Origin of the sequence: Nitrospira sp. (genome assembly GCA_029194535.1) — a bacterium.
Taxonomy (GTDB): Bacteria; Nitrospirota; Nitrospiria; order Nitrospirales; family Nitrospiraceae; genus Nitrospira_C.
This window is the reverse complement of sequence record JARFXR010000001.1, coordinates 2,266,252-2,280,183: the sequence shown is the minus strand read 5'-3', so window position 1 is coordinate 2,280,183 and position 13,932 is coordinate 2,266,252. Positions and strand designations below refer to the sequence as shown.

Annotated in this window: 8 protein-coding genes; 3 read left to right on the top strand and 5 right to left on the bottom strand. The window is 58.2% G+C overall.

The genetic code is table 11. From position 1 onward, the window contains the following. Nucleotides 1–156 precede the first annotated feature (156 nt). The 3 genes from P0111_10545 (at nt 157) to P0111_10535 (ending at nt 6,079) form a co-directional block, all read left to right on the top strand. Nucleotides 157–942 (top strand): hypothetical protein, encoded by a 786-nt coding sequence (locus tag P0111_10545; GenBank protein MDF0644461.1) that lies wholly within the window; start codon nt 157–159, stop codon nt 940–942. Then, nucleotides 939–3,851 carry a CHAT domain-containing protein gene (locus P0111_10540; protein ID MDF0644460.1) on the top strand — a complete coding sequence of 971 codons (2,913 nt, stop codon included), beginning with the start codon at nt 939–941 and terminating at the stop codon, nt 3,849–3,851. The genes P0111_10545 and P0111_10540 overlap by 4 nt, the downstream gene beginning before the upstream one ends. Before the next feature lie 746 nt (nt 3,852–4,597). After that, nucleotides 4,598–6,079 (top strand): hypothetical protein, encoded by a 1,482-nt coding sequence (locus P0111_10535; protein ID MDF0644459.1) that lies wholly within the window; start codon nt 4,598–4,600, stop codon nt 6,077–6,079. Nucleotides 6,080–6,781: 702 nt separating this feature from the next. On the opposite strand, the gene P0111_10530 is transcribed toward P0111_10535, so the two are convergent. From P0111_10530 to P0111_10510, 5 genes are all read right to left on the bottom strand, one after another. Then, nucleotides 6,782–6,925 carry a hypothetical protein gene (locus P0111_10530; GenBank protein MDF0644458.1) on the bottom strand — a complete coding sequence of 48 codons (144 nt, stop codon included), beginning with the start codon at nt 6,923–6,925 and terminating at the stop codon, nt 6,782–6,784. Between the two features lie 219 nt (nt 6,926–7,144). Beyond that, nucleotides 7,145–8,182, bottom strand: a complete 1,038-nt coding sequence (locus P0111_10525; GenBank protein MDF0644457.1) for a hypothetical protein — start codon at nt 8,180–8,182, stop codon at nt 7,145–7,147. 39 nt (nt 8,183–8,221) lie between these two features. Further along, nucleotides 8,222–9,691, bottom strand: a complete 1,470-nt coding sequence (locus P0111_10520) for a trypsin-like serine protease (protein ID MDF0644456.1) — start codon at nt 9,689–9,691, stop codon at nt 8,222–8,224. 262 nt (nt 9,692–9,953) lie between these two features. Next, complete coding sequence (locus tag P0111_10515; protein ID MDF0644455.1) at nt 9,954–11,030, bottom strand: hypothetical protein; 1,077 nt, start codon at nt 11,028–11,030, stop codon at nt 9,954–9,956. Between the two features lie 238 nt (nt 11,031–11,268). Continuing rightward, nucleotides 11,269–13,926 (bottom strand): hypothetical protein, encoded by a 2,658-nt coding sequence (locus P0111_10510; protein MDF0644454.1) that lies wholly within the window; start codon nt 13,924–13,926, stop codon nt 11,269–11,271. Between the last annotated feature and the right edge of the window lie 6 nt (nt 13,927–13,932).

Sequence of the window (13,932 nt, the reverse complement as noted above, 5' to 3'; positions counted from 1 at the left end):
CCAATAAGAGGCATGGGGCCGCATTAAGGATGCGATTTATGGAAGCCAAATGAAGAGGCGTTAACCAGCGATGGCATCCTGTCCAAAGTGGAAGGTGCATAGGTGAAGACCATTGTAGGTCTCGGGTGTTCATTAACAGGTACTACGATAATCGGTTTGATTAGCCTCATCTTGGGCGGCTGCACCAGCGATCCGATTGAGCAGTATTACAAAGCACAGCGGGAGGCGCAGCAGCAAGCAGCGATTGCGGAGGAGGTAAAAAGGAAGGAACGTGCCTACGACACCGAACTGGAGTTTTCACCCCTTATTGCGCCCGGGCATCGGCTCATTCCGGTCGCGTTGGTTGAACCAATGATCACCGTGGCGCGCTGTGAGGGAGATCCGATCCTTATGTCTTTACCGGAGGAATTCGCATGTGAGCAGGGAAAATACTGGGTCTACCAACCCAGTCAGCGCATCCTTCCTCCGGCAGATTTGTTGCTGGTGTCCTTGCGATTTACCGGATTGTCCGTTTCCTCCCATCCCTCTCTCGCAGAGGCCAGGAAGGCGGGGGCGAAGGCGGCGATTCTCACAGTCATCACGCGGGCTGATTGCACGGTGTGGCCCCTCAAGGACTTCTATAGGGAACGACGGATCAATGCCGACGATGTGTCGAACGGTGCCCTCTCTCGCGCCATCGGCACGGTCAAGATGCATGCGACCATCGTGCGATTGGATTCTGGAGACATCCTCTGGAAAGGTCCGGTCTTGCACGTTATGGAGCAAACGGTGCCTTCGCTGCCCCTTGCCGACGACCGGGCGAAGATCGAATCAGCAGCAGGGACGGGCAGATTTGAAATGGAAGCGTACGGATTGCGATCCGTGGTCGTCCAAGCCTATGCACAAGCAGCTCGCCACCTCGCCAAACAGATCGATGGGTCGCTGAAGGAAATGGCTCAATGATGCGTCGTTTGACATGGATCGGATTCGCGGGCAGCGTGCTTTTCTTCTTGACCACAGCGGCAGAATCGGCCGATTCGCTGACGCTTTATCCAGAAACCCAAGGCTTGACGATGAGTTGTGTTGGTCTTTCAGGCCCACGAACGGTGGTCAAGGCGGCCTTCGACTATCGGGCGGTTCGTGCTGTTCAACATCTTGACGAGTACGTGGCGCAACTCAGTTCGCACGCCGATGCGTGGCAACAAGATCCGACCAAGGTCGCAAAGGTCTGCCGACTCTATGCGCTGGATGAGCTTGCCGATATCTATACGACACAATTGGTGCAATTCGATCTCGCAGACCAGAGAAATACCGAAGCTGAAGCGCTACTCAAAGAACTGAATTGTTGTAAAGCAAGTTACTATTTCACCGGGACCTTCTACCCCTCCAATCGGCTGGTGTTTTCGTTCATCTTTACGCCCGGCGTTGCCTCGGGGAAGGGTTACTTGTCGGAGGCCTCGATGTTTCCCGACAGTTTTCTCGCTGAGGTCGCCGCAAGAGACATCGAGAGGATCCGACAAAGAATTCATGACAGGAAGATACTGCTTGATAGCATTCTCAAGCGGACTCGTTCGCAAGACTCCGATCGCGTGACGAACGAAGGAACGGTTGCCATTGCCACGAAGGAGTTAGATCTCTGGAAGACGACATTGCAGATGGAACCCTCGCTGTCCGAATCGGCCAAGGCTGTGCTCATCCATGATCGGATCTGGTCCCTGCGATGGCACATGGATGAAGCCACCTGGCGGTCACTTGTCATTGAATCGGGGAAGGCAGCGCTCGTCGGGGCACAGGTGGCCGATACCACGTCTCCTCGGGTGGGCGCGCTTCTACGGTTCCGCCTCGGCTATGCCTATATGAGAGCGGGGCAGATCGAGGAGGGCGCCCGCATGTACGACGACATGCTCAGGAAAGTGGCGCTCTATCAAAAAGAATTAGAAGACAACTACAGCAAGGTGCAATGGGCGCAGACAAAGGACAAAATGGCGAGCGGCGCCAAAGCGGCCGCGAGCTTCGCTCTCACAGGAATTTCCTTTGCTATCGAAGGCGCCGGTGCCGTTGTCCAAGTTGGGAGCGGCTTCCTAGGTCCCGCGGCCCTAGCGGGCGCCGGAGCCAACCTCGGAACCTCCTACGCGGCAATGGCCTTACGCTCCATGCTGCCAGGGCTCGCGCGTGATACGGCACTCAGCATCGTCAATTCTGCCAACCCCGGTGTCGAAAAGAGTCTGCAGGAACTGCAGTATGCCAGGTTGAAATCGCTAGAAACCGCGCGCCTCTTCGGTGAGACCGCTCGGGCTCTGCCGTTGATTCTCAATGAGCATGAGCGACTGGACCTGCACCGCGATTTGGGGAAGGCTTTTGAACACCAGAAACAATTCCGCCTGGCTATTGATCAGTACAAGAATGCCATTGAAATCATCGAGCATGAGCGAGCGGGACTAGGAAAGGAAGGCACGAGACTGGCCTTTTTGGAAGGCAAGGAGCAGGTCTATGGACGGGTGATTCATTTGCTCGTTGAAGCGGGAGATACGACCGAGGCTTTCGAGTATGCGGAACGGGCCCGGTCTCGCAATTTCGTCGATGTGCTGGCATCCGGCACACCAAAGTTTCGCACCTCAAAGGAATCGGCTGCATTTAATCAGCGTCAGCGCGAACAAGCCGAAGTTGAGTTGACCGTGCAGCGAAGCGGACTGACGCGCATCGAGATTGAAGAGTTGCGGCGCAGTACGCGGGGTATCCAGCTTGTGGCAGACAGCGCCTCATCTGCGGGTGCTGATGGCCAATCACAACCAGCTACCCCATCGAGCTTGACCGTCGAATTCGACTCCTTGACGGCAGTGAACACCGCTTCAACCAAAGAGATTACTGCACAGTTAGGCCGACAGGCCGCCATGCTTGGCTTCTATGTTGGTGAGTCTCACACGGTTGTCTTTCTTCTCCAGGACGGAAACGTGTCAGCATGGCTCCGGCCTGTCGGGCGGGCTGCACTCCAAAGCCAGGTCGAAGTGTTTCGCCAGTTGATTCAACAACATCCCAAACGCACGGGTGCTGAGCTGTCGGCGATCCACCAAGCCGGGCAAGATCTCTTGCGCGGCATCCTGCAGGAACCGTTGGCCGCTGTGCGCAAACCCGTGCTCTATGTGAGCCCCCATGGTCCGTTGCACTATCTGCCGTTTGCGGCCGTGCACGACGGCTCGTCGTATCTGGCCGATCGCTTCACGCTGATCACCGTCCCCAGTGGGACCGTCTTGACTTACCTCGGCAAGAAGGGCCGGACCTCGACCGACTCAACGGTCGTGCTGGCCAATCCGGACCTGGGCAACAGTGCCTACGATTTGCCCTTTGCTGAGCAAGAAGGCGACGCCGTGAAGAATCGCCGACCAAGTGCGACCTTGCTCAAACGCAAAGACGCGCAAGAGATCAAGATTCGCGAGCTGGGACCAAAAGCGAGTGTGCTGCATTTTGCGACGCATGGAAAGTTCAATGCCGCGCGGCCATTGGATTCGGCATTGCTGCTGGCCCCCGGTGGGGGAGAGGATGGCATTCTAACTGCTGGGGAGATCTTTGGGCTGGGCTTACCGGGCAATCTGGTCGTCTTGAGCGCCTGCGAGACGGGGTTGGGGCAACTCGCCACGGGTGATGAAATCTTAGGGCTCACCCGGGCCTTCATGTATGCGGGTGCCCCGCAGTTGATTGCGACCCTGTGGGAGATTGACGATCAAGCGACGTCCGAGCTCATGGATCAGCTCTATGCACATTTGGGCAAAGAGTCAGCACCGGTCGCGCTGCGGACAGCGCAGCTGAACGTCCGCACCCGTTATCCTCATCCCTATTACTGGGCCGGGTTCGTCGCACATGGGATGCAGGAGTAGTGTAATGGTGCAATGAAGTCGGCAATCAAAACCACATCCACTGCACTCACGAGGAGACCGATGAAATGACACAACTAAAGATACTCTGGGCGACTTTCATTGTGCTGTCCGCCGGAATCCAGTACGGATGCGGGTCTCTGCTGAGTCTACCAGCTCCAGCATCGGGCCAGCAGACCAGTACCTCTCCTACGACCGGCGACGCTCATCCCCAAAAACTACCGGGCTCTGTCGATGGCATGGAATTGGTAATTAGCCATCCCCACGCGCGATTCACGAGCGCGGTCGCGCTGAGTCCCGATGCACGCTACATCCTAACTGGGTCCTTTGATGGAACTGCCAAGCTATGGGACGTAACCAGCGGACAAGTGGTGCGCACATTTCCGAGGCTCATGGGGGTCGCCGGGATGGGAGTGGATGAGGTTGCGTTTAGCAATGATGGCACGAAAGTTGGAGTTTCAGGTATAGGAGATAAAGACTATCAATTCGATGTGCTGACCGGCCATGAGCTACCGAATGTCCCCAAGTTAGCGCCTCGCGATGTGAGTCCAGACGGCCGACTGAAGGTGAGCCAACCACGCGATGGGAGCAGAGGGCGGCTCATCGTGGAGGAGGTTGCCAGTAGCCGAACGGTCCAAACACTCGAAACCGGTATGACGTCCGTCTGGGGATTCATCACTACGATGCGGTTCAGTCGTGATGGCAGATACTTGGCTTGGGCTGGGACTGATGTGTTGTCGGGACAGGCCATGGCGAAAATCTGGGAGGTGAGTAGCTGGAAGCTGGTCGCGACCTTGCCCGCTTCGGCCATCAATTTCAGCCGCGATTCACGCACCTTGGTATTGGGAGAACCTACCGGCACGGCGCCCTACCTCCGAGATCTCTCCAGCGGGGAAGAGACTCACCTCGCCGCTGCTGCAGGACCCTCCGGAGTGACCGACATTGCCATGGCTGATGCTGGCCGGTCCGTTCTTGCCGGGATGGCAGACGGAAATGCCATCTTGTGGGACCTTTCAAGTGGCCACATTCGTCGTACATTTGAATGCGGCAAAGGCAAGCCCGTCGGGTCGGTCGCAGTGAGCACCCAGGATTTGCCGATTGTGACAGCCTGCACAGATGGTTCTGTGGGACTCTGGGATGCAAGCACTGGAAAGTCGGTAAGGACATTGGGCCCGTCCCTTTCGCAACCAGGGTTTCTACCCTCCATGGCTCGGTACAGCCTCAAGGGCCGATCGCTGGTGTTTGGAATGGGAGATCGCCTGGGTGTGTGGGATGCCGGCGAGAATAAGGAACCTCGCCGCATCAACCTACCACAGGCTGAGGCGGTGGGTGTGTACGAACGAACCAATATGGAGGAAACGGAAAAATCGTTGCGTGACATCAAGGGCATCCCTGAGGAAGAAAAGGAACGGCAGATTCAGGACATGAAAGCGGCGACAGAAGCAATGATTGCCGTATTGAAGGAGCAGTCGAAGATCATCCAGACACTCGCAGTGCATCCTCATGGGCACATGGTGGCCGTCTCCATGGGTGCCGGACTTTTTCTTTTGGATATCAAGAATGGTCAAGTCGTTCGCAAAATCGATGATAAGGTCGCCAATTATCTTGCTTTTAGCCCGGATGGACAGACGTTGATGTCAGAGAAAGAGGCATGGGACCCCTCCACTGGCAGGGTGAGACCAACGGCGACCAAAAATGCGAAGGCAACGCTCGAACCATCGTCTATGGAGTATTGGAAGCAAATGGCCCAGAACCCAATGGATGAGATGCGTACAGTTCGTGGGCCAGTTGCCATCAGCCTAGATAGCCGATTCGAGGCACGGGCGGAAGATCTGACGATCAACGTGTCGAATGTAGCCAGCGGACAAACCCAGGAATTGCAAGGTCACACAGGCAAGATCACGGGACTGGCCTTTGCGCCCGACGGCCGTACTCTCATCAGTGGCAGCCATGATGGCACCGTGCGCCTCTGGGATCTGCAAAGCGGAAAAGAAATCGCCGCGCTGATTTCATTGGGGGGTGGCGAATCCATGATCATCACGCCTGATCATTACTATCGAGCCTCGCAAAATCCTGTCAAAGGTGTGTCGTTTCAGGTTGGAGACAAGCTGCTTCCGTTGGAGCAGTTTGCAGACAAGCTGAATAAGCCGGACATCGTGCAGCAGCGGCTGGCCGAAGTGTTTGCGCATCATGGCGCAGAGTCGCTCCCGTCTCTTGTCGGATCGCCGTGAGTCGCATCACCTGCTTCATGGGAGAATCGTCGATGTTCAGCGGTGGCACACACATGCACCGAGATAGACAAAGCGGCTCGGCATTCCTGGCATGATCAAGAAGGGCGTGCTGGCACTGGAGTTGGGACAGTAGGCTCAGCACCTGGGAAGCGTGGCGTCAGTCAGTTGGGCGATTCGAAATTGCACCGCAAGGTCTTGGCCGCCCGTTTGAGCGGCTGGTCGAAGGTCCAGAGGGTTGCTCGTCGCAAGTAACGACTCAAGTACGTCCGATCGGCGTTTCAGATTTCCACAGGCCAACTCTCCGATGACAAGCGGGTGACACAAGACCAGGTCCTTGTCCAGTAGTCGGTGAAGTGCGAGGGAACTCGCTCGGAAGTGCCCTATCCAAACGGAAGTATCAACGAGGATGGTCACGATCAGGAAGATCGGCGTCGGGGAATTCTCTTAAGACGGGGATCGATTCCTCCAAGTCTCGCCAGACGTTTGGCAGCTGCCCGGGAAATAAGGGCCTCAAGTCCTAAGCGGACGAGTTGTGTTTTCTCTTGAACCCCCGTCAGACGACCTGCCTGCTTGATAAGGCGGTCGTCAATGTTGAGCGTCGTACGCATATGCACTAATATGCATATGGTATGCATGCCGTGTCAAGCGAGGCGTATCGAGAATGTTCGTTACTATGGCGCCTCGAAGGCTCCAGCCCGTCCTTCAGTTCCCGAAGAGATTCGGGCTTCCCGTCAGCACCTGACCGTTGCCGACGGCGCTTCCGACCGCGGCAAGCGGCTTGGTGCCGTCGTTGAGTCGCATGATGACTCCCTTGACGCTCAGGTTGCCTTTGGCTTCGACCGTCATGGCCGGAATCGAGGTCGCCGGCGCGCGAAAGCCGGGCTGTTGCGGGCTTCAGGGACCGGACACCGCACGTTCTGTCACTTCCTAGGCCGTCGGCTCATCGGCTGCTACCATCTCGCAGGGTCCGAGTGTAAGCGTCAGCAACGGTATTCGGGAAAGGTTCTTCATGTGCTCCCCCGACAAAGGTGTGAATGACAGCCGAACATGGACCATGTCGAACGGTCACAGGATGCTCACGTGCATCGTTTCGCAATACATCTCCACACGAACTACGCTTCCAGACTTGGCAGTTGCCGGCTCAAGGGCATACCGCACAATTCCCAATCCGCCAAGCTGGACTGAAACATTGCCGGCCTTCGCCCCTGTCTGATCGGTCCAGGTCAATTGTCCCGACATTTCTCCCACTTGCATACCCTTTACAACCGTATCATCGAACCATTTGTAGAAAGGACCGGCGTACGCTTCAGGCAATCTGATCACCACGGGTGAACAGTCCAGTACCCCAGGCTGCTGCTGCATGAACTTGTCCTGTACGGCGCGCGTGGCCGCGATCGGCCTCTTGGCCACAATCGTGTCAATGCTGATGATTCGTTTGCAGGCATCCTCGAATCCCTGAATCGCGAACATGAAATTTGAGCTGAAGATTTTCGCCGACTTGGCTCCAGCCATCGAGGGAAGGATCTTTCCGCTCCCTCCGGAAAAACGAGTTGATTGAGGAGCGAGACGCAACGACAGTGTGGCCGGAGCCTTCGCTCCTGCCGGGTCACAGGGGGGAGTGCCGATCTCCGTGATGACAGCGCCCATGAACTCGAGACGCTTGACTTCCTTGTAGTTGAAGTCCGTGTAGACGATGGCGCCGTTCTTGGGTGCTGGACCTCTGGACAGAGTGTCGCCGATCCAGCCGCTCAGAGGTTTGGTGATTTGAGAAAAGTCCACGTCCAACACGATATCCTCGAACCTCGGTGGGCCCGGCCGCTTGCGCTGGATCATATCCGGTCCGACAGCCTCAGGAACGACGTCGGCGAACGAACTGCCTCCTTCGACAGCCACGAGGATGCCGACGAATTGCCCATCCAGTTCGAGGGCAACCGCCCCGCTCGCATACGAGCTTCTCACGGCCGCTTCAGCCGAAGCTGCCCACCCGCCAAGGAACTTCGGCAGGCCGAGCAACATGGCGCCGCCGGCCGCGACACCGATTGTGCGAAACAGACTCCGTCGGGAGAGCACCTTGGTCTCATCGGTACGTGGAGATTCGTTCATGAAGGCTCCTTTCATAGACGTAACGGCATGATCGAGAGGTCACGGTTTGGGTTCCTCCGACGGATCGAACGGACTTGGCTGCTCGATCGCCGATTCTTCAGACTGATCGTCTTCAACCCCGCGACTCAGAACCGCCGTACCGGCCGTCCCCAGCGTCCCCGACGTCAGTGCGGTGCCGATCTGGCAGGTGAACTCGCGTGACGCACCGGCGGGGAGTGGACCTGCGAACTGAGCCAGGTTGCTCACGAACGGAAGCGGAGTCACCTGACTGGAGTTGCCAATGGTCGTCCTCATGGTAAAACCGACGATCTGCGGCGGTCCAAACCTCGTGCTTGGCTGATTCGCATCAAGCTGGCAAATGATCCCCTGCGCCTGCCCGCCATCACAGTTGGCTCCCTCTTCGATGCCGGCTACATTGAGCGGACCCCAATAGGGCGTGTTCGGATGGCTGCAGCCCATGACAAGTTTGCCGCTGGCCGCGGTCCCGCTCCAGCGAACGCGCGTGTTGCCGGACAATGTCGCGTCGTTCTTGCCCATGGTTTGCAGAAGCCAATTACGAAACACGAAGACATCCGTGAAGACCGCCTCGCCGGTCGGCGTCTTGCAGTCTCCGACCGTGCCTTGCGAAGCGACGCCGCGCACGACGGCACGGCCGTTTTCGACCATCACGAAGCCGGATCCACTGTCCCCTGGGCAGAGGGCCGCGCCGGCCGCGCTGGCCTCGACGAACAGCTTGGTCGGAGAATCAAGCAACGCGATGGGACCTCGGAAGATGGCGATTTGCCCCTGGGGTACCGGGGATCCGTCATGCCTCACGTAGGAAGCGACGGTTCCTACGCGGCCCGGTGTCCGGGGAAATCGCGGCAGCCCGACGGTCTGGAGGCCGAAGTTGATGGAGAAGGGCTGCGCCAGCTTGATCAGCGCGATGTCATTGGCTTGATCCTGGTTGGGCGTATAGTTCGGGTGGATGAATACCCCGCGGTTGTTGGCCGGCCCGACATTCGGGTCACGCGGACGGGTTTCCGTGAGCACATTGCCATACGAATCCTTCCTGGTGTAGGTGAGTTGTCCGAATCCGATGTTCGGCGTCACGCAATGGGCGGCGGTCAGCACCCACTGCGGATCAATCAGCACCCCGCCGCAACCGTTCATCCGTACGACCCAGGGATATTTGTAATCAGGCTCATTGATGCCTCCGACCACCGGCAAGGGACCGGTACCACCACTGGATGGAGCGGACGGAGCCGGCGTCATTTGCATGCCGGGCTGAAAGATGCCCACACCCGGTTTGGCGGTCGCAGGCGCCGTCTGTTTCAACTCCTGTTGTGTTCGGTGATCGCGGATCACGGCGCGCTCCTGCACGTCGCCCGCTTCCGGGGCAGCGCTAGATCCTTCCGGCGCAGGTGCCGCCGCCGGTTCCTCTGCGAGAACGAGATTGACTGCGAAGAGACTGGACACACCACCTACTATCATTAAACAGCTGAGAACCAGCGCCGTGATGAATATCATGACGACCTCCTGTTCGCGTTCTTGACGCTACTTCATTTTCCTCCCAGTAGACACAAACCGTAGTCCCGTCTAGTCAGAAGTCCGATCGCTGCTATCAAAGGATCCCCTGCTTGATGTCGAACCCGCTCGGCACAGCTCCATACCGACGATGAAGTCGGGCGTGTAGGAGATTCCGTTAGCCCTGCGCTCCTGGTCTAAGTCAAGTACCGTACCGGTATGACGCCCGATCGCATCACAGTCGACCCCAAGCTCTGCGTTAGAATTAATCAAAGGGCATCAACGCACGGATGATCGTGTAGGTAATCTCCGCTACGCACGCATTGCCGCCAACGGCGCCCTGAAGTCCGGGCGGCCCCATCTTTTCGTTCTTCAGAAGAAAGTGATGCTTGGTCGTCGGTCCCGGCACCAAGGGAATGTCAGAAGGTCCCTCTCGAACAGGGTCGTAGCTGGGAGGAAAATAGCTAGGATCACTCTCAACAAAAAGCATCATCGGCTCCACGAGGTTGGCCCGCGTACTGATCTCCTTGCGGGTCCATGAGAATTGTGTGATTCCTTTTGTCTCGCCCTCACCGAGTTTGAACTTTTGCTCATGGCGCTGACGGTCAGGCGAATACCACCGGAAGCTGATGTCGCTTTTGCCAACGGAATCGCAACGGAGAGCCATGACGAACCTCAAGTCCGTGACAAAGACGTCATAGAGCGGGGTGAGCGTGAACTCCTTGTTCAACCCGGTCACTTGCCCATTGGGGACCAGCTCCCTCACAGTAATCGTGACCTTCATCTTCCGAGGTTCCCCATTCCCTTCCGCCTCGCGATACGAGAGAGTCAGGCCGGTGGCGGGACTATAGGTTCGTTTCAGGATCCGCGATTGGAACGGAGAGCTATAGAAGACTTCGACCTCGACGGGCACCGTCACCGGCAGGTTCGCCGGGATGCGGAGGTTCACGGAGATGCTCTTCGAGGTGAGGCGGATCGCGTTGCGGATGGCGGTGAGGCTTGGGGTCGGCGCGGAAAATTGCAGGGTGGCGCCGGGCTTTATCACCCCCGGCAGGATCCCCCGTTCCTGAATGTCGGTCTCCTCCTCCGGCGGAACCGGTTCGTCGGGTGTCGTGGGTCCCGTGGCCGAGGATGTCGCTTCCTGCTCGCCGGTCGGTTGCGGCTCCGGCGGCATACCGCGTGATTGGACCTCGCTCGGATCCGCGCCCGGCGCATCGGTGGAGCCTGGTTCCGCTTGTGGGGCAGCGTAGGGGCCAATCGGATCCCGAAATTGGGCAAAGGTTGGAATCGCGAACAACAACCATCCTAGCGCGAGAGCAAGCACAAGCCGGAGTGTCTTCATATGCTACCTCCTATCCACATGACCATTGCCCTCAATGTCATGCAAACACGCAGCTCCCTCCCACCCTCTCGCCCGCGCGATCAGCTCTCTCAACCCGTTCACGTTCAAGGCACCGGGTCCGGTTCGGTCCCGACGATGAATCCAGGGCTGCGACTGTGTCCGATGAAATTCAGAATGTCCCTGTTTCTTGTCTCCATCGCTTCTGTGCTGAGAATCTACGAGTGAAACCGTATGTAGCTCATTTTGGTATGACTCCCAGGTACACCGCCATGTAATAGGCCAGCAGATAATCTACGCCAGGACCTTCTCGCAAGCGCATCAAACCGCCGGCGCCGCTCGCCAGGACTTCCGTCTCATCCGGAGGCAACGCCCCGGGTGTACGCTTCGACTCGGACATCGCAGCTTGGAACGGTTCCCGCTGCCACATGAAGTCCATGCCTCGCCCGATCCGCTTCGAGACCGGCAGTGCGTAGTTCGCTACCCAACGGGGCCGGCTGCCATCGATCGGCGCGTACAGCGTGACATCCCGTGGCCAAAGCCCGGATTGAAACGCCGTATCTGCGATGTCGTTGCGCGGCAAGCCGTTCGGCCCCTTGATTTGCGGATCGTTCAGCCGAACCAGCCAGTCCGATAGCAGCGAGCGGATTTCATCGGCAAGACTCATCCTGGCGTTCGTGGGCGCGGGACTGCCGGCCATCGCCGCACGTTCCGGCGGCGCTTGTACCAGGATATGCAACAAGTCGAAATAGGCATTCTTGTGATGGCGAACGGGTCCCCACAGCACCTTGTAGCCTGCCATGGCTCTGGCTCGAATCGCAGGATCTGTTTCCAGAAACAAGAGCGAAGCGAACGCGGCATGCGAGAGATTGAACTTGTAGTACTGGGTCAGCGGTTCAAACGCCCCAAACCATACGGAGATCCAGGTCAGCTCGGCAGCCGGCGCGTAACGATCATAGAGCGCTCCGTACTTGGCTGAATTTACAGTCTTCCCGACCCGGAGTAACGCCAATTGCTTCGGAAAATCGCCGAAGAACGAGGAACTGGGGGCGATCCGATTATCCGGCGGAAGGACGACGTTCCAATCGTTACGCAACAAGTAATCCAACGCGTCTTCCACGAGCTTCCTGGCTGTCCCCTTCACGTCGGGATCGTCTACATTTTGAAACGCCATCCCCAGCCCCATAAAGATCCCGACCAACTGGTCTTTGCTGACTGGATGATTGGTCCCGCAACCCCAGCCGTACCAGATCGGTCCTTCAGGTCGAATCAAGCTGGGCATTTGCTTTCGGATGTTTTCAGGAACGGTGCCGTAGGTCGGATAGACCGTTGCCTGTCCTTGCACCCTCCAGCCGCCTTCCGGATGGAGGTAGTGGCAGGGGCGCGTCTCGAGCGGGCCGGTCTTCTCCTTCGAGAACTTCTGGTCGGTTGTGTAATTACTTGGATGGTCGGAGCGGCGCGCCGTCCGAGCCAGAATGCCGGGACCGGCTGTGACAGGGATGAAGGCGGCTCCACTGATGTTCATGTCCATTGTGTGGCTTACGCGTACAGGCGGCCCCACCGCATCGGCCGTGACATCGAACAGGCGCTTGATCCCACCGAGCACGAACTTCACGCGGTCCAAGGCTTCCGGCGAGGGGAGCGCGGCATAACGGAACGACTCTGCCGCAAGATAGTGGCCTGTCCAGATCGCGGAGTCCTCATCTTGGCCGAATGTCGGAGGTGATTTCAGCGCCACCGGAGGCACGAACCCGACGAGGGGAGGGTCTAAGTTCAGCCACGGATAGTCGAGCGACAGCACTGCGCCAAACGGGAGGTGCGGAATGATCCCCTGCTCAATAGCGGCGGCCGGAGCGGCGAAGTCAATCGGCGTGGCGAGCGGGGGCGTGACACCGCCTGGATGACCGTCCCCGTGAGGTGGTGTGCGAGGCAGCCCCGGCCTCAGTCCGACTATGAGTTTGCTGAGTTCGTCCGTGGTTGGCACGACGAAAGGCAGAGCAAATCCAAAAGGAACCCCAACGCGTTTGTCGTATCGCGTCCCGAGGTAGGAGAAGCCCAATCCGACGCTCAACTCCCCTTTCACCGTCACGGTGACGAGCTGGAATGCGGCGTGGAACGAGGCCGTTCCGTCGATCTGTTGACCCTGCAGCGCGTCGTACACGTTGTCGCTCATATCTGCGCCGAACTGTTGGGGGGACGAGAAGCTTTGTTCATCGACGCCGCGCGGCTTGCCGATCACAGTGGCGGCGTAGTTCACGCTGCCCCAGATATCGGTTCGGACCGGCTCGAACGTCAAGATGACATCCCCCGTTAGGCGTGCGTCGAGCGGCGGGAGGGACACCGGAAGATTGGTGAAGTGGGCGACCATCCGCAGTCTTCCGCCCGCGACTTCGACCTGAGGCGGCGCCACCGGTATGGAGACAGGGATGAATCCCTCGCCGCCTATCGAAAACCGCGGGTGAATCGACGCATTGGCCAAACGCGGACGCTCGGGATCGCGCGGGTCGACCTGCACCTCTACACGCGTCTGAATGTTCGAGATGCGGATACCGAATGGAAACAGTGACGGGTCCCACTTGAGCAGTCTCTCATTGCCGACCTCGACCTTCGCTCGCCCTTCGATCTGACTTCTGAGCGCAATCTCCCAGGACCGCCCCAGGGGGGCCTCTAGCACGAAGCCGTTTGGTGACGCGCTGCGAAAACCTGGGGGCGCTGAGAAGTCCAAGTTCGCCCTGACGTTGGTCATTTTAAGAGTCACGCCCCATTCAGCGAGGCTATTGCCTTTTACTGACAACTTGCCGCCGCCATGGACAAGACGCTTTCCCTCAAGTGATTCCTGAATATTCCGTTCGCTCTCTTGGACGCGATACTGGCTCAATCCTGCCCATGGGCAGGCCATGAGTGC